The organism is Microbacterium sp. NPDC057944, from assembly GCF_042887445.1.
GTDB classification, from domain to species: Bacteria; Actinomycetota; Actinomycetes; order Actinomycetales; family Microbacteriaceae; genus Microbacterium; species Microbacterium natoriense.
Genome location: NZ_JBHVPJ010000002.1, coordinates 190,088 through 209,876 on the forward strand (window position 1 = coordinate 190,088; position 19,789 = coordinate 209,876).

The 19,789-nt window shown below is 66.8% G+C and carries 21 protein-coding genes and 1 tRNA gene; 17 read left to right on the forward strand and 5 right to left on the reverse strand.

The window, feature by feature from the left end:
* Window positions 1-54: 54 nt before the first annotated feature.
* The gene (locus tag ACFVRO_RS10290) at window positions 55-666 is read right to left on the reverse strand and encodes a vitamin K epoxide reductase family protein (RefSeq protein ID WP_386951960.1); all 612 of its coding nucleotides are present in this window, start codon (window positions 664-666) and stop codon (window positions 55-57) included.
* 277 nt (window positions 667-943) lie between these two features.
* Here ACFVRO_RS10290 and ACFVRO_RS10295 point away from each other — a divergent pair, with 277 nt between their 5' ends.
* Window positions 944-3,532 carry an Rne/Rng family ribonuclease gene (locus ACFVRO_RS10295; protein WP_386951963.1) on the forward strand — a complete coding sequence of 863 codons (2,589 nt, stop codon included), beginning with the start codon at window positions 944-946 and terminating at the stop codon, window positions 3,530-3,532.
* Here ACFVRO_RS10295 and ACFVRO_RS10300 read toward each other — a convergent pair.
* Window positions 3,497-3,763 (reverse strand): DUF4031 domain-containing protein, encoded by a 267-nt coding sequence (locus ACFVRO_RS10300; RefSeq protein WP_386951966.1) that lies wholly within the window; start codon window positions 3,761-3,763, stop codon window positions 3,497-3,499. The genes ACFVRO_RS10295 and ACFVRO_RS10300 overlap by 36 nt on opposite strands.
* Window positions 3,764-3,975: 212 nt before the next feature.
* On the opposite strand from ACFVRO_RS10300, the gene rplU reads away from it, so the two are divergent.
* The 11 genes from rplU to ACFVRO_RS10355 all read left to right on the forward strand — a co-directional run bounded on the left by rplU (window position 3,976) and on the right by ACFVRO_RS10355 (window position 11,734).
* Window positions 3,976-4,284, forward strand: coding sequence for a 50S ribosomal protein L21 (gene rplU / locus ACFVRO_RS10305; RefSeq protein WP_181155890.1), 309 nt, complete (start codon window positions 3,976-3,978; stop codon window positions 4,282-4,284).
* 19 nt (window positions 4,285-4,303) lie between these two features.
* Window positions 4,304-4,561 carry a 50S ribosomal protein L27 gene (gene rpmA / locus ACFVRO_RS10310; protein WP_017202370.1) on the forward strand — a complete coding sequence of 86 codons (258 nt, stop codon included), beginning with the start codon at window positions 4,304-4,306 and terminating at the stop codon, window positions 4,559-4,561.
* A 75-nt stretch (window positions 4,562-4,636) separates the two neighbouring features.
* Complete coding sequence (gene obgE / locus ACFVRO_RS10315; RefSeq protein WP_386951968.1) at window positions 4,637-6,136, forward strand: GTPase ObgE; 1,500 nt, start codon at window positions 4,637-4,639, stop codon at window positions 6,134-6,136.
* Entirely contained in the window at window positions 6,133-6,918 is a 786-nt protein-coding gene (gene proB, locus ACFVRO_RS10320; protein WP_105674483.1) for a glutamate 5-kinase, read from the forward strand. The genes obgE and proB overlap by 4 nt, the downstream gene beginning before the upstream one ends.
* A 9-nt stretch (window positions 6,919-6,927) precedes the next feature.
* Window positions 6,928-8,181 carry a glutamate-5-semialdehyde dehydrogenase gene (locus ACFVRO_RS10325; RefSeq protein WP_386951971.1) on the forward strand — a complete coding sequence of 418 codons (1,254 nt, stop codon included), beginning with the start codon at window positions 6,928-6,930 and terminating at the stop codon, window positions 8,179-8,181.
* Between the two features lie 52 nt (window positions 8,182-8,233).
* The gene (locus ACFVRO_RS10330; RefSeq protein ID WP_105674487.1) at window positions 8,234-8,458 is read left to right on the forward strand and encodes a hypothetical protein; all 225 of its coding nucleotides are present in this window, start codon (window positions 8,234-8,236) and stop codon (window positions 8,456-8,458) included.
* A 6-nt stretch (window positions 8,459-8,464) separates the two neighbouring features.
* Entirely contained in the window at window positions 8,465-9,067 is a 603-nt protein-coding gene (nadD, locus tag ACFVRO_RS10335) for a nicotinate-nucleotide adenylyltransferase (protein ID WP_105674489.1), read from the forward strand.
* Complete coding sequence (locus tag ACFVRO_RS10340) at window positions 9,064-10,281, forward strand: hypothetical protein (RefSeq protein ID WP_386951974.1); 1,218 nt, start codon at window positions 9,064-9,066, stop codon at window positions 10,279-10,281. The genes nadD and ACFVRO_RS10340 overlap by 4 nt, the downstream gene beginning before the upstream one ends.
* A gap of 4 nt (window positions 10,282-10,285) precedes the next feature.
* On the forward strand, window positions 10,286-10,657 hold the full coding sequence (gene rsfS, locus ACFVRO_RS10345; protein ID WP_105674495.1) for a ribosome silencing factor: 372 nt from the start codon (window positions 10,286-10,288) through the stop codon (window positions 10,655-10,657).
* A gap of 1 nt (window position 10,658) precedes the next feature.
* Entirely contained in the window at window positions 10,659-11,348 is a 690-nt protein-coding gene (locus ACFVRO_RS10350; RefSeq protein ID WP_386951976.1) for an SDR family oxidoreductase, read from the forward strand.
* A gap of 101 nt (window positions 11,349-11,449) precedes the next feature.
* Window positions 11,450-11,734 carry a hypothetical protein gene (locus ACFVRO_RS10355; protein WP_105674499.1) on the forward strand — a complete coding sequence of 95 codons (285 nt, stop codon included), beginning with the start codon at window positions 11,450-11,452 and terminating at the stop codon, window positions 11,732-11,734.
* A gap of 204 nt (window positions 11,735-11,938) precedes the next feature.
* Here the strand turns inward: ACFVRO_RS10355 and ACFVRO_RS10360 are convergent, their stop codons facing one another.
* Window positions 11,939-12,811: a hypothetical protein gene (locus tag ACFVRO_RS10360; RefSeq protein ID WP_386951978.1), complete on the reverse strand. Its 873-nt coding sequence runs from the start codon at window positions 12,809-12,811 to the stop codon at window positions 11,939-11,941.
* A gap of 169 nt (window positions 12,812-12,980) precedes the next feature.
* On the opposite strand from ACFVRO_RS10360, the gene ACFVRO_RS10365 reads away from it, so the two are divergent.
* The gene (locus tag ACFVRO_RS10365) at window positions 12,981-13,640 is read left to right on the forward strand and encodes a TIR domain-containing protein (RefSeq protein WP_386951981.1); all 660 of its coding nucleotides are present in this window, start codon (window positions 12,981-12,983) and stop codon (window positions 13,638-13,640) included.
* 156 nt (window positions 13,641-13,796) lie between these two features.
* Here ACFVRO_RS10365 and ACFVRO_RS10370 read toward each other — a convergent pair whose 3' ends face one another.
* On the reverse strand, window positions 13,797-16,094 hold the full coding sequence (locus tag ACFVRO_RS10370; protein WP_386951984.1) for an NACHT domain-containing protein: 2,298 nt from the start codon (window positions 16,092-16,094) through the stop codon (window positions 13,797-13,799).
* A 581-nt stretch (window positions 16,095-16,675) separates the two neighbouring features.
* Window positions 16,676-16,748: transfer RNA gene (locus ACFVRO_RS10375), tRNA-Ala, on the reverse strand.
* Window positions 16,749-16,855: 107 nt separating this feature from the next.
* On the opposite strand from ACFVRO_RS10375, the gene ACFVRO_RS10380 reads away from it, so the two are divergent.
* The 4 genes from ACFVRO_RS10380 to ACFVRO_RS10395 are packed head-to-tail and all read left to right on the forward strand — an operon-like array spanning window position 16,856 to window position 19,766.
* A complete protein-coding gene (locus tag ACFVRO_RS10380; protein ID WP_386951986.1) occupies window positions 16,856-17,296 on the forward strand; it encodes a GNAT family N-acetyltransferase in 441 nt (146 codons plus the stop codon).
* A 34-nt stretch (window positions 17,297-17,330) separates the two neighbouring features.
* Window positions 17,331-18,404 (forward strand): NAD(P)-binding domain-containing protein, encoded by a 1,074-nt coding sequence (locus ACFVRO_RS10385; RefSeq protein WP_386951989.1) that lies wholly within the window; start codon window positions 17,331-17,333, stop codon window positions 18,402-18,404.
* A 46-nt stretch (window positions 18,405-18,450) separates the two neighbouring features.
* On the forward strand, window positions 18,451-19,242 hold the full coding sequence (locus ACFVRO_RS10390; RefSeq protein ID WP_386951991.1) for a hypothetical protein: 792 nt from the start codon (window positions 18,451-18,453) through the stop codon (window positions 19,240-19,242).
* Window positions 19,239-19,766, forward strand: a complete 528-nt coding sequence (locus ACFVRO_RS10395; protein ID WP_386951994.1) for a hypothetical protein — start codon at window positions 19,239-19,241, stop codon at window positions 19,764-19,766. The genes ACFVRO_RS10390 and ACFVRO_RS10395 overlap by 4 nt, the downstream gene beginning before the upstream one ends.
* The last annotated feature ends 23 nt before the right edge of the window (window positions 19,767-19,789 follow it).

A 19,789-nucleotide genomic window follows, 5' to 3' on the forward strand; every position in this document is an offset into this window, starting at 1 on the left:
GAGCCCTCCCGCATCTTCGCGATGCGGGAGGGCTCTCTCGTCTCCGTACGAGGCTCAGAAGATGATGCGGATCATCTCGCCGATGAAGTCGATGCCCTTGAGCTGAGCCATGGCGATGATGATGGCGTAGGCCACGATCGCGGCCAGCGGGACCCATGCCATGAGGCTCCCCGCGCGCTCCTGGACCTTCTCGTTCCGGGTGAAGGTGCCGTTGCGGGTGAGATGCAGCATCGTCGCGAAGAAGGTCGGGATGGTCACGGCCCACGTCACCATGCACCAAGGGCAGAGGACGACGAGCTCGTAGATGCTCTGCGAGATCAGCCAGCAGACGAAGCCGAAGGCGAAGGTGATGCCGGCGCCGAAGATCGCCCAGAACCACCGGGGGAAGCGCGCTCCGGCGAGGACCGCCACACCGATGACCAGGGGTGCCATCCAGCCGGTCAGCCCGAGGATCGGGTTCGGGAAGCCGAAGACCGATCCCTGCCACGACTCCAGGTTCTTGCCGCACTGGATGAGCGGGCTGATGTCGCAGCTCAGTGCGGCCTCGGGGTTCTGCAGCACGACGAACTTCTCGATCGTGAGCTGGAATGCGGCGAACCAGCCGACCACACTCGCGACGATCAACCAGATTCCGTAGCCGATGGGGCGGGTGCGCTGCTCGCTCATATGTGGATTATCACAGCGATTGCTATGCGCCCGACGAGAACGCGCCAGCGGCGCGCGAGGGAGCGGATGCCGCGAACACGCCCACATGGTGCGATAATGGCCTGTGATGCACCGCTCGGCACACGCCGTGGCACGCATCGACGCAGACTTCGGGGCCGTATGCCCCACGTGATCAGAGCCGTGAGCCGGTCACACACCGAGTGAGTTCGCGGCACCTGCGGGTGCCGCATGAGATTTCGCGAGGCACCGGGTGCCGCGCGCGAGGAGTTCGCCAGAGATGGCCGATGAGACCAATGACTACGACGCCCCTACCCTCGACTTCTCCGCGGATGCTGACGCACCCGCAGAGGTAGTCGTCGACGCTGCGGAGGACGCTGAATCCTCCGAGGCGACCGACGCCCCCGAGGTCGACGCCCCCGCCGATGCGGCCGAGGCAGACGCCCCCGAGGGCGGTGCCCCGATCGCCGGCACCCCGGAGCCCGACACTGCCGAGGCCCCAGAGGGTGACGCTCCTGAGGGGGCTGACGCTCCCGAGGGTGACGCCTCCGAAGCCGACGCCCCGGTCGCTGACGCCCCCCGCTCGTCGAGCGAGGACGGCGGAGCCGACCGAGACGAGACGCCCGCTGCGACGGACGAGCCCGGTGCTGCGGCATCCGCTGCCGCCGACGCGGCAGACGCCCAGCCCGCCACCGTGGAGTCCGCACCCGTCGAGGAGCCGTCTGCTCCCGCCGCGGAGCCGAAGGTCGAAGAGCCTGTCGCGGTGGAGGAGCCGGCTGCTCCCGCGCCGGTGACCGCCGTGTCGCTCGGCCTGCTGCCCGAGGTGTTCGTCTCGCAGGTGTCCACGCAGTTGCACTTCTACGCTCCCGAGTTCGTCCCGCTCCCGGCACGCCCCGGTCGCGTCTTCGACCGCATCGCCGAGCGCGACCCGCAGCGCGAGCCTGAGGAGTCGGCATCCGCACGAGGACGCCGTCGCCGCCGTGGAGGCTCCGAGGGCGACGACGAGCGCTCCGAGCCCCGTCAGCCGCGCCAGCGCGTCGTCGAGTACATCACCGAGCCGAAGGCGATCAAGGGATCGACCCGCCTGGAGGCGAAGAAGCAGCGCCGTCGCGACGGTCGCGATGCCGGTCGCCGCCGTCCCGTCGTGACCGAGGCCGAGTTCCTCGCTCGCCGCGAGTCCGTCGACCGCAAGATGGTCGTCCGCTCCAAGAACGGCCGCACCCAGATCGGTGTCCTCGAAGACGGCGTTCTCGTCGAGCACTACGTCGCCCGCAACCAGGACGCGTCGCTGATCGGCAACGTCTACCTCGGCCGCGTGCAGAACGTGCTCCCGAGCATGGAAGCCGCCTTCGTCGACATCGGCCGCGGCCGCAACGCCGTGCTGTACTCCGGCGAGGTCGACTGGGACGGCGTCGAGACCGGCAACCAGCCCCGCCGCATCGAGCTCGCGCTCAAGCCCGGTGACCGCGTGCTCGTCCAGGTCACGAAGGACCCGGTCGGCCACAAGGGCGCCCGCCTCACCAGCCAGATCTCGCTCCCCGGCCGCTACCTCGTGTACGTGCCCGGCGGATCGATGAACGGCATCAGCCGCAAGCTGCCCGACAACGAGCGCGCGCGACTCAAGCGCATCCTCAAGGAGGTGCTCCCCGAGTCCTCCGGCGTGATCGTCCGCACGGCGGCAGAGGGCGCCACGGAGGAGCAGCTGACGCGCGACGTGCAGCGCCTCACGACCCAGTGGGAGCACATCCAGAAGCAGGTGGAGAACCAGCAGGCTCCCGCGCTGCTGCACGCCGAGCCGGATCTGCTCGTCAAGATCGTCCGCGACGTCTTCAACGAGGACTTCACGAAGATGCTGATCCAGGGCGACGAGTCGCAGCGCACCATCCGCGCTTACCTGGAGAGCGTCGCTCCCGATCTGCTCGAGCGTGTGGAGTCGTACGAGGACGAGACCGACCCGTTCGACGCGTTCCGCATCACGGAGCAGATCGAGAAGGCCCTCGACCGCAAGGTATGGCTGCCCTCGGGCGGCTCCCTCGTGATCGACCGCACCGAGGCCATGACGGTCGTCGACGTCAACACCGGGAAGTTCGTCGGCTCCGGGGGAAACCTCGAGGAGACCGTCACCAAGAACAACCTGGAGGCGGCAGAGGAGATCGTACGTCAGCTGCGGCTGCGCGACATCGGCGGCATCATCGTCGTCGACTTCATCGACATGGTGCTGGAGTCGAACCGCGACCTCGTGCTGCGCCGTCTCATCGAGTGCCTCAGCCGGGACCGCACGAAGCACCAGGTCGCCGAGGTCACCTCGCTCGGCCTCGTGCAGATGACCCGCAAGAAGCTCGGACTCGGCCTCCTGGAGACCTTCAGCGAGGCGTGCGAGGTCTGCGCCGGCCGCGGTGTCATCGTGCACCACGACCCCGTCGTGAAGCACCGAGCGCCGTCGAACGGGAACGGACAGCAGAACCGTCGCCAGCGCGGCAACTCCGCGCCGGCCCAGAGCGCGCCGCCGGCCCCGAACGTGACGCACAGCATCCCCGAGGGCGCGAAGTCGGCCCTCGCGCAGATCGCCGCGTCGACGCTCGCCCCGAACGCGGAGGGAGCGACGGATGCCGCCGCGCCCGCCGTCGAGCAGACCGTGGCGCAGGAGCGTCCGAAGAAGGCCCGCAAGAAGCGCGGGTCCGATCGGAAGGCGCCGAAGTCTCCCGCAGAGCAGCTGCTCGACTCGGTGCTGGACGCCCTTCCCGAGCCGAAGGCGCCCGGTCAGGGCCGGGGCCGTCGTCGGGTGACCACGGCGGCTCTCACGGGCACGCCCGTGTCGGTGAACTCCGAGTCGTCAGCTCCGGTCGCGGGCGGGGACGCGCAGTCCTGAGGCGATCAGCCTGCGCACCAGCTCCTTGCCGCCGACGTGCTGAGCGCCGGCGGTGATGAGCCGGGGGATCATGTCCTCCGGCACGTCGTAGTGGTCGAGGTCGAAAGCGCGCTCCGGCACGCTCAGAGAACTCGCGAAGGCGTGCAGCTCGTCCAGGCTCTCATCGCTCACGAGATGCGCCCACAGGCGCCCGTGCGCGGGCCAGAGCGGATCATCGACGAGCACGGTCATGCTGCCAGCCTACGACCGGACACACCCCGCAGGACGTTTTGCGACACCGCCCGGCATCCGGTAAAGTAGTCCCTTGGTGCGTATGCCGCCCCGTCCTCGACGGTCGGTGCGGAGAGTCTTGCGTTCGCACCCGTCGCCCCGCGATGAATGCAAGCAACAGTCTTCCCGTGAGATTCTCGGAGCACCGTGCTCCCCAACGAAACAGGTATGAAGTGGTTTACGCAGTAGTGCGCGCCGGTGGGCGGCAGGAGAAGGTCGAGGTCGGCACGATCGTTCAGCTCGACCGTGTTCAGGCTGCCCAGGGCGAGAAGATCGAGCTGCCCGCTGTGCTGCTCGTCGACGGCGCCACGGTGACCACCGACGCTGACAAGCTCGCGAAGGTCAAGGTCACGGCAGAGGTTCTCGGCAACCTCCGCGGCCCGAAGATCATCATCCAGAAGTACAAGAACAAGACCGGCTACAAGAAGCGTCAGGGCCACCGCCAGGAGCTCACGCGCGTCAAGATCACCGGCATCAAGTAAGACCGAGGAGACCCAGGACATGGCACACAAAAAGGGCGCAAGCTCCACCCGCAACGGTCGTGACTCCAACGCACAGCGACTCGGCGTCAAGCGCTTCGGCGGCCAGCAGGTCCTCGCCGGCGAGATCATCGTCCGCCAGCGCGGCACGCACTTCCACCCCGGCGTGAACGTCGGCCGTGGTGGCGACGACACGCTGTTCGCTCTCGCCGCCGGTGCGGTCGAGTTCGGCGCGAAGGGCGGCCGCAAGGTCGTCAACATCGTCGCCGCTGCTGAGTAATCGCAGCACGACACATCTACATCCGATTCGGGGCGGGCTTCGGCCCGCCCCGAATTCGTCTATGAGGAGAGAGACATGGTCACCTTCGTCGACACCGTGACGCTGCATCTGCGCGCGGGCAAGGGCGGCAACGGCTGTGTCTCCGTGCACCGCGAGAAGTTCAAGCCGCTCGGCGGCCCCGACGGCGGCAACGGCGGAGACGGCGGCGACGTCGTGCTCGTCGCCGATCCACAGACGGGCACCCTGCTGTCGTATCACCACTCGCCGCACCGCTCCTCCGGCAACGGCGGCCCCGGCATGGGCGACCACCGCTCCGGATTCCTCGGCGAGACGCTGGAGCTTCTGGTTCCGGTCGGCACCGTGGTGAAGAACCCCGCGGGCGAGGTCCTGATCGACATGATCATCCCGGGGGAGCGCTTCGTCGTCGCCGCGGGAGGACAGGGCGGTCTGGGCAATGCCGCCCTCGCCACTCCGAAGCGCAAGGCTCCAGGCTTCGCACTCCTCGGCACTCCCGGCTACGAGGGCGATGTCGTCCTCGAGCTCAAGACCGTCGCCGACGTCGCTCTCGTGGGCTACCCGTCGGCTGGCAAGTCGAGCCTGATCGGTGCGATCTCCGCGGCGCGCCCGAAGATCGCCGACTACCCGTTCACCACGCTGCACCCCAACCTCGGCGTCGTGCAGCAGGGCGACTTCCGCTACACGGTCGCCGATGTGCCCGGTCTCATCGAGGGCGCGAGCGAGGGGCGCGGGCTCGGCCTCGAGTTCCTCCGTCACGTCGAGCGCTGCTCCGCGCTGCTGCACGTCCTCGACTGCGCCACTCTCGAACCGGGGCGCGACCCGATCTCCGATCTCGACGTCATCCTCGCCGAGCTCGCGGCATACGAGGTCCCCGAGGGGCAGACTCCGCTCCTGGAGCGCCCGCAGCTCATCGCTCTGAACAAGGTCGACGTGCCGGAGGCCCGCGATCTCGCCGAGCTCGTGCGCCCCGAGCTCGAGGCCCGCGGCTTCCGCGTGTTCGAGATCTCCACGGTCTCCCACGAGGGGCTCCGTCCGCTCACCTTCGCGCTGGGCGAGATCGTCGACAAGCACCGGGCCGAGGCCGCTCTCGAGACGCCGCCGGAGCGCGTCGTCATCCGCCCTCGGGGTTCGAAGAAGGACTTCTCGATCCGCGTCGAGGGCGGCACGTACGGCAACATCTACCGCATCCTCGGCGAGAAGCCGGTGCGCTGGGTGCAGCAGACCGACTTCCAGAACGAGGAGGCCGTGGGCTTCCTCGCCGACCGACTCGAGAAGCTGGGCGTCGAGGACGAGCTGTTCCGTCTGGGCGCCGTGCAGGGCTCCACCGTCGTGATCGGCGAGGGCGACAGCATCGTCTTCGACTGGGAGCCGACGATGACCTCCGCCGCCGAGCTGATGGCGGCTCCTCGTGGCACCGACCCGCGTCTGGCGCCGAACGCGCGCCGCACCACCTCCGAGCGTCGTGAGCAGTACTACGAGCGCATGGATGCCAAGGCCGAGGCTCGTGCGGAGGTGGAGGCTCAGCGTCTCGCGGCATACCGCGAGGATGAGAAGTGACCGCCCGCACCAGGGCGGACATCGCGACGGCGTCCCGCATCGTCGTCAAGGTGGGATCCTCGTCGATCAGCGGTGAGGCCTCGTGGCGGATCCCGGTTCTCGTGGAGGCTCTCGCCGCCGCTCATGCGCGTGGGTGCGAGGTCATCCTCGTCTCCTCGGGCGCCATCGCCACCGGCATCCCGTTCCTCCGCCTCGACGCGCGTCCGACCGACCTCGCCACGCAGCAGGCCGCAGCGGCGGTCGGGCAGAACATCCTCGTCTACCGGTATCAGGAGGCCATGCGCCCCTTCGACATCGTCGCGGGGCAGGTGCTCCTCACCACGGGCGACCTGGAGAACCCGACGTCGCGCAGCAACGCCCGACGGGCGATGGAGCGGCTTCTCGGACTGCGCATCCTCCCCATCGTGAACGAGAACGACACCGTGGCGACGCAGGAGATCCGCTTCGGCGACAACGACCGGCTGGGTGCGCTCGTCGCACAGCTGATCGAGGCCGACGCGCTCGTGCTGCTCAGCGACATCGAGTCGCTGTACACGAAGCCGCCGACCGACCCTGGCGCCGAGCCCATCGACGTGGTCGCTCCCGACGCCGATCTGTCGGGTCTGGAGTTCGGCTCGACGGTCGTCAACAGCGTCGGCACCGGGGGAGCGGCCACCAAGGTCTCCGCCGCGCGTCTCGCGGCGGCATCGGGGATCGGCGTTCTCGTGACGAGCGCTGACCTCGTCGACCAGGCCCTTGCGGGCGCCGAAATAGGGACCTGGTTCGCGCCCGCGGTCTCCTAGACTGACGGGATGACCGACCTGACCCCGCAGGTGCGCCTGGAGCGCGCCAAGGAGGCCTCCCGCGCCACCGCCGCGCTCACCAGCGACGACAAGGCCCGCGTCCTCGAATCGATCGCCGTGGCGCTCGAGCAGAACGCGCCGCGCATCATCGAGGCGAACGCCGCGGACATCGTCCGGGGTCGGGAGAGCGGCATCGGCGAATCGCTGATCGACCGGCTCCGTCTCGACGAGAAGCGGGTGTCGGCCCTCGCCGCAGCCGTCCGTGAGGTCGCCGCCCTCGCCGACCCCGTCGGACGGGTCGTCGGAGGGCATCGGATGCCGAACGGCGTCTCGCTCGAGCAGGTCAGGGTGCCGTTCGGGGTCGTCGGCGCGATCTACGAGGCGCGCCCCAACGTCACGGTCGACATCGCCGCTCTGGCATTGCGTTCCGGCAACGCCGTCGTCCTCCGCGGCGGCAGCGCCGCCCTGGAGTCGAATACCGTCCTCGTCGCGATCATGCGCGAGGCCCTCGAAGGCGCCGGCCTCACCGCCGAGGCCATCCAGACCGTCGACGACTTCGGTCGCGACGGCGCCAAGGCCCTCATGCACGGCCGCGGGTTCATCGACGTGCTCGTGCCCCGCGGCAGCGCCGGCCTCATCGAGACCGTCGTCACCGAGTCCACCGTCCCCGTCATCGAGACCGGCGCTGGCGTCGTGCACATCGTGCTCGATGAGAGCGCGCCAGACGACTGGGCGCGCGACATCGTCGTGAACGCGAAGGTGCAGCGTCCCAGCGTGTGCAATGCGGTCGAGACGGTGCTGGTGCACCGCCAGGCAGCCCCGCGCCTCATCCCTCTCGTTGCGAGCGCCCTGCAGAGCGAGGGCGTCGCGATCCACGGAGACGACATCGTCGCGGGGCTCGTGTCGAACGTGATCCCGGCGACCGAGGAGGACTGGGCGACCGAGTACCTCAGCCTCGACATCGCGATGAAGGTCGTCGACTCGCTCGACGACGCGCTGGAGCACATCCGGCGCTACAGCACCGGGCACACCGAGTCGATCATCTCCACCGATTCCCGCAGCATCGAGCGCTTCCTGGCGGAGGTGGACTCCGCCGTCGTGATGGCGAACGCCTCCACGCGCTTCACCGACGGCGGGGAGTTCGGGTTCGGCGCCGAGGTGGGCATCTCGACGCAGAAGCTGCACGCTCGAGGCCCGATGGGGCTCGCCGAGCTGACCAGCACGAAGTGGTTGGCGCGTGGATCAGGGCAGACCCGCGGCTGAGGACTAGACTAGGGGGCGCTGTACCGCCCGAAGGTCATGAATTGGAGCCAGGATGAACCTCGTCGCACAGATCGCGATGGCCGCTGCCGAAGCCGAGCATGAGGGCAACATCCCGCTCGAGACCGTGATCTTCGGCATCGTCGCCGTGATCGTGTTCACCGCGCTCGCGCTGGTCACGCTCTCCTACAAGAACGTCGCCAACCGCCACTCGGCGAAGGCCGAGGCGTTCGCCGCGAAGCACGGCAAAGACGGCCACGAGGCAGGACACGGCCACTAGGCCCACATGAGCACCACGACCTCGCGCCCGGCGCGCATCGGCGTGATGGGCGGGACGTTCGATCCGATCCATCACGGGCACCTGGTTGCCGCCAGCGAGGTCGCGCACTCCTTCGGCCTCGACGAGGTCGTCTTCGTGCCGACGGGAGTTCCCTGGCAGAAGTCCGACGTCACGCCCAGCGAGCACCGCTATCTGATGACCGTGATCGCGACGGCATCCAACCCGCAGTTCACGGTCAGCCGGGTCGACATCGACCGCGAGGGCCCGACCTACACGATCGACACCCTGCGCGACCTCAAGCGCGACCGGCCGGATGCGGAGCTCTTCTTCATCACCGGAGCCGACGCCGTGGCGCAAATTCTCAGTTGGAGGGACCATGATGAGTTGTGGGAGCTGGCCCATTTCGTCGCGGTCTCTCGCCCAGGGCATGTCCTGAGCACAGACGGCCTCCCACCCGGTGACGTCAGCCAGCTCGAGGTTCCGGCGCTGTCGATCTCATCGACGGCCTGCCGTGAGCGGGTGCACGACGGAGAGCCGGTCTGGTACCTCGTTCCCGACGGGGTCGTTCAATACATCGCGAAGCATCATCTGTATCGGAGCAAGGCATGAGTACATCGGATCAGCAGGAGCAGGGTCCGCTGACGCGAAAGCAGCTGCGGGAGATCCGGTTGACGGGTTCGACCCCGGTCATCACGGAGGAGGAGGCCGCGGCCGCCGCCGCGGCGCCGACGATCCCCCCTGCACCGCCGCTTCCGCGTGCCGCCGAGCCCGTCGACGTCGCGCACGCTCCCGTTGTGGATGCCGATGTCGATCCGGGCTCCGCTCCGCTCACTCGCCGACAGGCCCGCGAGCAGGAGCGCATCAAGACCGCCTCCGTGCCGGTGATCGGCGGAGACGTCGAGGATGACAGCGCTGCGGATGCCGCGGACGACGAGGCCGACGCCATCGAGGCCGTCGAGGCCGAGGTCGTCGAGGAAGCTCCGGCCGAGGAGATCGTCTCAGCGGTTCCCACCTTCGCTCCGCCTGTCCCGGGCTCTTCCGACGACGACCTCGACGACGACCTCGGCGATCAGGTCGACGTCGCCCCCGTGAGTGCGGCGGCGGCCGTCGAGACCGCCGGCGACGTGCCGATGCACGCCAACGCCGAGAGCGCTGCAGAGCCGGTGGAGATCGACCTGGGGCACGTCGACGACGATCCCGTTGTGGCCGTCGCCGCCCTCGGCATCGAGGTCGAGGAGCCGGAGGACGAACACGACGAGGATGACGTCCTCGCCGACGCCGCGGCGGGGGATGACGACGTTATCTCCGAAGACGAGCGCCCGACCGTCAGCCCCGAGTTCGGCAGCGGACTGCTCGCCGATGACGCCGAGGCGCAGAAGCTGACCGTGCCGTCGTTCGACGAGCTGCTCACGTCGAACGACTCCAGCGGCTCCCAGCACTCCGCCTCCAACACCCTGATCTTCAACCCTCCGTCGGGGGAGGCCACGCTCGACGGTCCTGTCGCGTCCACGGGCGAGATCCTCGTCACCGGCTCCTACGAGCTGCCCCAGGGCATCGGCTCGCAGGGCCACGCACACGGCATCGCCGACGGCAAGGACGTCGACGCCGTGCTCATCGACGGAGAGCTGCCCCCTGCATCCTCTCCCACACCGATCGCCGCCAGCTCGGCGATCAGCACCATCAAGCCCGCCGGCGAGGTCATCCGTCCGCCGGCGCCCGAAAAGGGCAACAAACTCATGCTCACCCTGATAATCGTGGCGGGTGGTCTCGCCCTCGCGGTGGGCGTCGTCGTGGTCATCGCTCTCACCACGAAACTGATCTGATCTGATGCAATCACCTGAAACCGCCGAAGAGATGCTGCAGCTCGCAGTAGACGCCGCCGTCAGCAAGGGCGGAGAGGATCTGGTCGCGCTCAACGTGTCGGAGCCGCTGCCGCTCGTCGACATCTTCCTGCTCGTCACGGGCAACAGCGAGCGCAACGTCGCCGCCATCGCCGACGAGATCGAGGACAAGCTCATCGAGTCCGGACACAAGCGGGTCCGCCGTGAGGGACGTGCGGAGGCCCGCTGGGTGCTGCTCGACTTCGGTGACCTCATCGTGCACGTCTTCCACCAGGAGGAGCGGGTCTACTACGGCCTCGAGCGCCTGTGGAAGGACTGCCCCGTGGTCCCGTTCGAGCTCGCCGCCGACCCCGCCTGACATGGCTGCGCACCTGATCACCGGAGCGGGCTCCGGCATCGGTGCGGTGGTCGCCCGTCGGCTGCTCGACCGCGGCGACGAGGTGATCCTGCTGGTCAGGGATGCCGGGCGCGCCCGGCAGCTCGCCGAGCGGTTCCCCGGTGCGTCCACGCTCGTCGGTGACCTCGCCGTTCCGGGTCGTCTGTCGTGGGCGCTGTCGAAGCAGGCTCTTCCCGATCGGCTCGACTCGCTGATCCACGTCGCGGGCGTCGTCGACCTCGGTTCCGTCGCCGACCTTCCGCCCTCGCTGTGGGAGCAGCAGCTCGCGGTCAACCTGGTGGGACCGGCCGAGCTGACGAGGCTCCTCCTTCCGGTGCTGCGGGTGTCGCAGAGCCGCGTGGTGTTCGTGAACTCGGGTGCAGGGCTGCACGCCCATGCCGGATGGTCGGCGTACGCCGCGTCCAAGCACGGTCTGAAGGCCCTGGCCGACGCTCTGCGGGCCGAAGAGGCCGAGCACGGGGTCAAGGTCACCTCGATCTACCCGGGGCGCACAGCGACGCCCATGCAGGAGCGCGTGCACCAGCAGGAGGGGCGCGAGTACGATCCCTCGCGGTTCATCGCCCCCGAGTCCGTCGCCGAGACGATTCTCCTGGCGCTCGATCTCCCCGACGACGCCCACCTCACGGAGCTGACGGTCCGACCGAACGGCTGAGAGTCGCTGTCTCGGAGCGGCCCGGATGTCAAGGGTCTTCCGTCGCGGCATCCGCTGGGCGAGACTCCCTCACGGGGAGAGAGTCTTGGAGGGCCCACCAGATGTCCGTCGATCCTGATCCGCGCTTCGTGCTGCATCGCCTCACGCCGTCCGAGTGGGTGATCAACGACCTGCGCTACGAGGCGGACGACACCCGGCATGTCGTCGCCTGCGTGTACGAGCTCGCCCCGACGGAGGTCGAGGTGGTGTGGCTCAGGGAGCTCCCGCTGTCGAGCACCTACGGCACCCCGTTCGAGGTGCTCGAGCAGATCGAACGGATCCAGGGGACGAGCAGAGCGACGCGGCCGGTGCCGATCCCGCACCGCCCGCCGCCTCGGGCACGCTGACGCGGAGACGGGAAAAGCCCCTGGCGAACCAGGGGCTTTCTCGGTGGACCTGAGGGGACTCGAACCCCTGACCCCCTGCATGCCATGCAACCTCTTGGTTCCTCGCGAACCCCCGTGTTCCGCGGTGCGTGTTCGTTCCGAGGTTGTGGTTGGTTGTGCCTGGCCGTGGTTGAAGACTTGCTCAAGACTTGCGCAGGCCGTGTGCTAGCGGGAGGCATCGCGCTCGGCACCGTCGAACAACGAGAGCACGGCACCCATCGCTCGCTCTGACGTTGCTTCAAGGCGTGCAATGTGCGGAGCTTGGTCGCCGAAAACTCTGCACAACTCCGCAAGGTGCTGGATGGCTGCCAGCACCAGGACCGAAACAAGCTCTAGGATGAGCTCGCGACGGAGGGTCAACTTTCCCCGGTTTGCCTCGCGGTCGAATGAGTAAAAGTTGGCGAGCCCGATGTGCTCGGCATGGGCCACGGACGATAAGCCCGAGTAGTTCTTTCGCCCGCCCTCGCTGCCATCGGCCGCGTCCAGTAGCGCCGCAACCCTCGATGAGATGTCCACCTTCTCAGGTCTGGCGAATCCCAGGCGGGAAAGCTCGCGGAGCGTCTCGGCAGCGCCCTCCGTGGGGTCGACTTCTTCGCCGCCGAGACTCAGCAATGATTCATTGAAGTGCATCGGGTAACGATATTCGGCGTGTCGCGAGGAGAGGTAGCGCAATAGGAATTCGGTCACGTTAGGAGCGGTTGTGAAGTACCACGCCTTGGCAGTGGACTCTAAGGCGCCTCGAGCGAGCGTTACAGCCGATGTGGTGAGGGGCGGCACGCTCCGTACGAGGACGTTGAGCCCGCGGAGGTGGTCCGCCGCCGACAGGGTCGCAAACTCCACAGCAAGGAAGCCCTGCATCACATGCTTCGCAACATCCGATGGGTCTCGTGAACGGAACCAGACGCTGGCCTGGGACTGTTCTGGCGGACTGGCGCTCATACAATCTCCGATCGTCTCCTCGAGGGCGCGCGCTACGGACAGTAGTGCGCGCGAGATGAGTTGAGCCTCGCGCCGGCTCGGGATGAAGGGGAGGGGCATCTGACTGAGCGTAGTCGAGAGCCTCTGAAGAGGACTGTGTCGCTCTCCGGGAGTGTGCGAGTTTGTCTGAATCATCGCCTCGGGTCTTCATAGGTTCCTCGTCGGAGAACATTCAGACCGCTCGATATCTTCAGAGCGAACTGGAGAAGTTGGTCGCATGTGAGGACACTTGCTGGGACGAGGACATATCTTCGAGCTTTCTTCGTACTCCCTCGAGTCCCTTCTGGCTGCCGCTTCGAACTCGGATTTCGCTGTGCTGCTTGTGATACCAGACGACACAACTAGTCGGAGAGGAGAGACGGCGAACGCTCTTCGGGACAACGTGATTTTCGCCCTGGGACTGTTCATGTGCGCGCTGGGTCGCAGCCGGACATTTCTTGTCGCGGACCGCACGGATAAGAATCTGCAACTTCCATCCGACGTCGCAGGGCCTACCTACGCTTCGTATCGACCGCGAGCAGACGGAAACCTTCGGGCCGCGCTCAACGACCCAGTCTTGGCCATCACGAATCGTGTGAAGGCGCTAGGGGTCCTTCGGGCGAACCCGACTGAGACAGAGCGCCTGGTGCGTTCCACCCACGCGCTGGCGTCGGAGCTCGACAGTGTCTGCCGTAGCGCAGACGCACAGGGATGGGTTTTCAAGACCCGCACGACGACGCTCCGCTTGGTTGACTGGGCGGGGGCGAAGCACACCCTGTCGGTGGGCAAGGAAGAGCAAGCAAGGGAGCAGTTGCGCGCATTCGCAAAGGACCTCCGCGCGCACGGTCTACGGCTAAATTATAGGGTTCGTCAACCCATCAGCGAGTCCCACCTACAGCGAAGTCCCTAGTACAAGACAATCGTCTCGTACGAGGGCTGCACTCCAACCCAGTCTCTACTTGAAGCACCGCGAGGGTCGCCGCGCAACAATGGTTTCTTCTCCGAGAGAACAGCGCGACTGTACACCCGCTCCGTCGGTTCATGAAGGTTCCTAACTCCGAGACCGTCATCGTGCCGCGAGGAACAAGCTGTCGTTTCCTGCAGCACCGGCGGCGAGCATGTCGCGTGCACGCTTAGCTTGACCTCGAACGGCTGCGTATATGACGTTGGTGCCAGCCTTGGTTTTCACGAGCAAGCCTTCAGCAATGAGAGCATCCAGGGTAGCTCCGACAAGGTTGCGCTGCGCTAGGTCGAGTCCCCTCGCGAACGCCCCTTCGCGTCGACCACCGCCGGCTTGCAAGTACACCTTCTTCAGAATCGACAACAGCACCTTCTGCCGGTCGGAAAGCCCGGGCATCGCGAGAATGCCCCGGGTCGTGCGGGTCGAAGCGTCGAACGAACCGAAGGTGCATCCGATGAAGGTATCTGAGGGCAGGGCCTCTGGGGTGCCAGCTCCCAAGACCCTCTCCACCATGCAGTTTGAAAAGACCGGCAACGTGTGGTTGCCGTCAAACTCAGTCAAGTCCAGCGTGGCAATCAGGCACGACTGGAAGCTTATGTTGGACAGGTCCACATCGCTGTCGTCGAAGTGCAAGGTGTCAATCGAGACCTCGTTGATGGTGAGGTTGGGTGGGCTTGTGGTCGCGCCCATGCGCAGCGCCAGCGCGACACAGTCGAGAACGTAGGCGTCGCGCCGTCCAGCCCTATCGAGGACAACGGCCGCGCCGAACGAGGTTGATGAGTCGAGCCCCTGTTCGTGCGCAATGAGTGCCGCAACGTCTAGCCCAAGCGCGCCGATGGGCGCCATGTCGGCATACTCATCTCGAGATGCTACTCCGTCGGCTGGACTATGAATCAGCCGGATTAGGTCGCCAGCCCGAGCGGCGTCACCGAGGTCGGCGTCGACGAAGTGTCGGGCTCCGTCAACAGGGTCAAGCACTCCTAGCCCGGGCATCCGCTGAATAATGACGTACGAGCCTTCATCTAGGTCGTAGCCGCAAACCTGCTTGAATGCCTCAGCGAGGTCGTCCGGTCGCAAGGGGCCCAATCCGTCCCCACGGGACCGAGCGACAGTCGCGAGTCGTTCCAACACCCGCCGAACGGTATCGCCATCAAGACCTAGCTCAATCTTCGCCTCGCGTTGGCAGATACGGTCCAGAAGGATGTTCCATCCCTCCGCCGCGCTAACCGGCTGCTCCGCGACCATGCCCTCAAGCGAGCCCGATGCGGCCAGATACCCAAGGAGAAGCGGTCTCGACGGTAGCCACTCAGGAAGCGCTCCGCTCCAACCGCTTTGCGTCAAGTACTGCGTGACCTGCTCCTGGCTAAACTCGTCTGTCTTCAGGACGACGGGTTTGTGAACGGTCAAACCCAAGGCGTTGAGCATCTCTTGATGCGAGTCGAAGAGATGTTCCCGCCCGCTCACTAGTAGTCCGGAACCGCTGGGGCTTTGGTCGACAAACTTGCGTACCAGTTCCACCGAGCGGTGCCGAACGGCCTTAAGGTTTGGAGCTTGACCGAGCCACCCTGAGGTGGCGATTTCGTCGAACCCGTCGAGTAAGAGATGAATCTCGCCCGCCCGCCAGGCACGAACCAGCTTCGTTCCTTCGTCGAACCCGATGGTCAGTGCGTGACGACGCAGTGCCTCATCCGGGTCCTTTTGGCCCTGATGGTCTCGCAGGTTGAGCGAGACTGGGAAAGGCGTCCCCGGTTGCTTCGAATGTTTGGCCGCGAGACGTTTGTGAACTTCCCGAAGGGTCATGCTCTTGCCCGCGCCGAAGTCACCGAGCAGGACGGTGGCTGCGCCACTGCTCACGCGGTCTGCGATGTCATTTGCTGACACCGTTTTGGAGTTGCCGACAGACGACTCTAGGAAACCCATGTTGATGTACTTGTCGAGGTCCGTGGTATCGCCAGTTGCGGGGTTCCGCGCTGAACCGAACGGATAAGTCTCACGAGTCGAAAGATACTCGCGTGAGTTGATGAGTTGCGCCCTTAGCTGAGCGAAGCTGAGGACCGCTATACCTGCTCGGAGCTTGTCGATGTAACCACGCTGCTCTGCCGTTGGTTCATCGCGGGTCACAAAGAATCCCTTAACCGCCTTCATTGGGTGTTGCTTTGACAGCTTTTCGCATGCCACCTTAATCTTGTCGCCATCCTTGGCGGCTTTGTCCAAACGACGTGACACTGTCGCTTCCACGACAGCGATCATGTCGGGCCCGATGAATATCCCGTCACGTTCGAGGCCATCCAACATCGCTGAGCCCTGGAACGGTCGCTCCCTAGCCCAGAGCGCGCGCGAGACTCGCAATACTTCTGCTTCAAACTGCTCTTCTTCCTCGAAGTGCGATTGCTTGGGGCTCACGGTGCTCCTGTCTGACTTCTTGCGAGCTCGTTCCGGTGCTCGTGCTCGACACTCTAGTGGGGAACCCGTAACTTGAGTGCGCGACCTGAGCATCGGACTCAGTGCGCCTCCAACCGTTCCTCGAGTCACGATTGCATCGTGCTACCGCGTCCACAGGGGAGGAGCTGACGACAGGCGACGCGCGGTCAGGCATATCGTTCAAGACTGAGGGGACCGACTTCGGCAGAATCATGCGTCGCCCATGGCGCCAAGTCGTTCAGCACGTGCCGCATGTCAGGTGCCTGCTTCATCCCCTTGGCGTAGTGGTCTTCGGTAACCCGGCTCTCTTTGTGTCCTAGCGTGTCCGCTGCCGCCCGGAGGCGTCCCTTGTCGGCAATCGTGCTCGCGACGCTCTTGCGCAGTTGTCTGTTGTCGTCATGACACCTCTATGCGCGAGGTGCGCTTGCTGATGGCGACGAGCGGTATTTAGTCGTGGATGACCATGCCTCAAGACTTTCGCGACGTCCTCACTGCGAAAGTCTTGAAGACTCTGCACCAGCCGCAGAAACCAAGAAACCCGCGATCTCTCGCGGGTTTCGTTGTGGACCTGAGGGGACTCGAACCCCTGACCCCCTGCATGCCATGCAGGTGCGCTACCAGCTGCGCCACAGGCCCATCTGTTGCCCCGATCCTTCCGGGGCAACTCGAAAAGCGTACTACAGGTGTCGGCATCAGCACCAATCCGGCGCTCGATCCCGGGCGCGTCGTTCTAGGCTGGGCGCATGACGAGCATCCACGCGATCACCCCGGCAGACTTCGACGAGTGGTTCGCGCTGTGGAACGGATACCTGACGTTCTACGAGTCCGATGTGGCGGAGGAGATCTCGCGCACCACGTTCCGTCGGATCGCCGAGGATCAGGAGCTGCACGGGGCGCTCGCACGCGATGACGAGGGCCGTGCGATCGGTCTGGTGCACTGGCTCACTCACGCGGCGACGTGGAGCCCCGCGGGCTACTGCTACCTCGAAGACCTCTTCGTGGTGCCCGACGTCCGCGGCGGCGGGACGGGGCGCGCTCTCATCTCGCACGTGCAGGACTGGGCGCGGGCGCACGGCTCGTCCAAGGTGTACTGGCTCACGCAGGAGGGCAACACCACCGCTCGACGCCTCTACGACAGCGTCGCGACGCACACCGGCTACACCCACTACGAGATCGACCTCTAGGAACAACGCGGATGCTGCGGATGTTGACCTCGGCGTGAGCATCCTCGACAGTCTCGTGATCGGCGCCGGCCAGGCCGGCCTGTCGACGTCGTACCATCTGATGCGCCTCGGCATCCGCCACGTCGTGCTCGACGCCGACGATGAGCCGGGTGGAGCGTGGAGGCACCGCTGGGACGCCCTGACGATGCGTGATGTGCACGGGGTGGCCGAGCTCCCCGGAGACACGCCGCCGCCGCGAGATGATCAGCGAGCCAACCAGGCGGTGCCCGCGTACTTCGCAGCGTACGAGCGGGCGCACGCGCTGCCCGTCGTGCGACCGGTCCGGGTGGACCGCGTGGACGATGAGGACGGCATCCTCGTGGTCAGAGCAGGTGATCGCGAGTGGCGGACCCGCACGCTGGTGAACGGGACCGGCACGTGGACGCACCCGTTCCTGCCCCACTACCCGGGCATGGAGACCTTCCTCGGCGAGCAGCTGCACACCGTCGACTACCCGGGTCCCGCGCATTTCGTCGACAAGCGGGTGCTGGTCGTCGGCGGGGGAGCGTCGGCCGTGCAGTTCCTCGGCGCCCTCGCCCCACTCACCGAGACCCTGTGGGCGACCCGTCGTGAGCCCGTCTGGCGCACCGACGACTTCACGCCGGAGGCCGGCGCCGCCGCTGTCGCCCTGGTTGAGCAGCGCGTGGCTCGCGGGCTCCCGCCCGAGAGCGTCGTGAGCGTCACCGGCCTCATGCTGCGACCCCAGGAGCGCGAGGCAGAGAGGCTCGGCGCCTATGCGGCTCGGCGCCCGATGTTCGAGCGCATCGAGCCGGACGGCGTTCGCTGGGCCGACGGGTCCTTCGAGCGCGTCGACGTCATCCTCTGGGCGACGGGATTCCGGCCTGCGATAGGCCACCTCGCACCGCTGCACCTGCGCTCCGCGGCGGGCGGCATCCAACTGGACCACGGCGGTCGCGGCACGACGTCCGTGGCGGACCCCCGCGTGCAGCTCGTCGGTTACGGCCCTTCCGCGAGCACCATCGGCGCGAATCGCGCAGGGCGTTCCGCCGCGAAGGGCGTCCAGCGAGTGCTCATGGCGAAGCCGGCCGAGAGCACGACCGCGCACTGACCCACGCGTCCCTGTACTTGTGGGCTCGCGCCGATATTCTGGGGCGATGCTGCGCATCGCGTTCCTGATCATCTGGCTGCTGCTGTCGGCCTGGCTCGTCGTATGGACGGGTGAAGGGCTGTTCGGGGTGAACCAGCGCGAGTCGATCCTGCCCTTCTCGGGAGAGGACACGCTGGGAGGGCCGATCCTCATCGGCGTCGCCTGGGGCCTGATCCTCACGTTCGGGGGGACGATGTCGGGTCTCGGGCGCCGCAAGCGGGTGCGCGGCGACTCGCAGATCGGCGTCGGCCGCATCGTCGAGGTGACCCGCACCGGTCTCACGGTGAACGACGTGCCGCAGTACGACATCTTCATCCGCGTGGCGCCGGGCTCCGGTGGGGAGTTCGTCAGCCAGCTGCGGATGCTCGTCGAGGCGACCGACGCCGGGAGCCTGCAGGTGGGCCAGCCGATCCCGGTCCGCTACAGCCTCACCGACCAGGACACCGTCGAGCTGGCGGACATGACCGATCCCGTCGTGCGCGAGGCGATGCTGACGTGGCGTATCGAACGCGGGCTTCTCGACCCGCGTCTCGTGCGGGCGCGGACGACCGGCACGCAGGTCCCGGCATCCGTCCTGGCGATGCGGCCCACAGGCCGACGCCTCGAAGGGCAGAGCGAGCTCGCGCTCACGGTGCTGATGGCGCCGGAGGGCGCGGCGACCTGGGAGGCCGACACCACCGCGTTCGTCTACCCCGAGGCGCTGTCGCACTTCCAGGTCGGCGCGCCCCTGTGGGCGTTCTACCGCCGGGAGGATCCGCAGACCGTGGCGGTCACCGTCGAGAAGGAGGCGGGGCGATGAACGTGCTGGACACCCTGATCTGGCTGGTGAACTTCCCGGCATCCCACGGCTACGCGATGGTGTTCATCGCGGGGTTCTCGATCCTCGGCCTCTTCGCCATGTCGGTGAGCGGTGCGAGCCCGGTGAGCGCGCTGCGCCGGGTCAGGGAGCGCGAAGGGCTGCTGCACGATCAGCGCCCTCCCCGTGGTCGCACCCGGGGTCGCGTCGCGAGGATCACGTTCCGCATCCTCGCATTCCTGATGCTCGCGAACCTCGTGATCGGCATTCTGAGCCTCACCGGAGTGCCGGTGACCCGGGCCTACATCTACGAGCACGGCGAGACCGCGCAGGCGACGAGAGACGGCGACTGGGTGACCTTCACGGCATCCGATGGGGTCGAGTACACGCTGGAGAGCAACTTCTTCACGCCCGCCGTGTACCCCGACCGCGACGTCTACCTCCCCTCCGGGGATCCGGTCACCGTGCGATACCTGCCCGGCCATCCGCAGGCGTTCGTGATCGACAGCGCGAGAGGGCAGCGCTGACGTCGGAACACGAGCGTAGGGTG

What these genes read in the sequence shown, in the direction of transcription:
- ACFVRO_RS10330 (WP_105674487.1), top strand. Translation starts at nt 8,234, where the DNA reads ATGAACCTCGTCGCACAGATCGCGATGGCCGCTGCCGAAGCCGAGCAT.
- ACFVRO_RS10390 (WP_386951991.1), top strand. Translation starts at nt 18,451, where the DNA reads ATGCTGCGCATCGCGTTCCTGATCATCTGGCTGCTGCTGTCGGCCTGG.
- ACFVRO_RS10360 (WP_386951978.1), bottom strand. Translation starts at nt 12,811, where the DNA reads ATGCCCCTCCCCTTCATCCCGAGCCGGCGCGAGGCTCAACTCATCTCG.
- obgE (WP_386951968.1), top strand. Translation starts at nt 4,637, where the DNA reads ATGGTCACCTTCGTCGACACCGTGACGCTGCATCTGCGCGCGGGCAAG.
- ACFVRO_RS10395 (WP_386951994.1), top strand. Translation starts at nt 19,239, where the DNA reads ATGAACGTGCTGGACACCCTGATCTGGCTGGTGAACTTCCCGGCATCC.
- ACFVRO_RS10350 (WP_386951976.1), top strand. Translation starts at nt 10,659, where the DNA reads ATGGCTGCGCACCTGATCACCGGAGCGGGCTCCGGCATCGGTGCGGTG.
- rpmA (WP_017202370.1), top strand. Translation starts at nt 4,304, where the DNA reads ATGGCACACAAAAAGGGCGCAAGCTCCACCCGCAACGGTCGTGACTCC.
- ACFVRO_RS10295 (WP_386951963.1), top strand. Translation starts at nt 944, where the DNA reads ATGGCCGATGAGACCAATGACTACGACGCCCCTACCCTCGACTTCTCC.
- ACFVRO_RS10355 (WP_105674499.1), top strand. Translation starts at nt 11,450, where the DNA reads ATGTCCGTCGATCCTGATCCGCGCTTCGTGCTGCATCGCCTCACGCCG.
- nadD (WP_105674489.1), top strand. Translation starts at nt 8,465, where the DNA reads ATGAGCACCACGACCTCGCGCCCGGCGCGCATCGGCGTGATGGGCGGG.
- ACFVRO_RS10290 (WP_386951960.1), bottom strand. Translation starts at nt 666, where the DNA reads ATGAGCGAGCAGCGCACCCGCCCCATCGGCTACGGAATCTGGTTGATC.
- ACFVRO_RS10325 (WP_386951971.1), top strand. Translation starts at nt 6,928, where the DNA reads ATGACCGACCTGACCCCGCAGGTGCGCCTGGAGCGCGCCAAGGAGGCC.
- ACFVRO_RS10340 (WP_386951974.1), top strand. Translation starts at nt 9,064, where the DNA reads ATGAGTACATCGGATCAGCAGGAGCAGGGTCCGCTGACGCGAAAGCAG.
- ACFVRO_RS10300 (WP_386951966.1), bottom strand. Translation starts at nt 3,763, where the DNA reads ATGACCGTGCTCGTCGATGATCCGCTCTGGCCCGCGCACGGGCGCCTG.
- rsfS (WP_105674495.1), top strand. Translation starts at nt 10,286, where the DNA reads ATGCAATCACCTGAAACCGCCGAAGAGATGCTGCAGCTCGCAGTAGAC.
- ACFVRO_RS10380 (WP_386951986.1), top strand. Translation starts at nt 16,856, where the DNA reads ATGACGAGCATCCACGCGATCACCCCGGCAGACTTCGACGAGTGGTTC.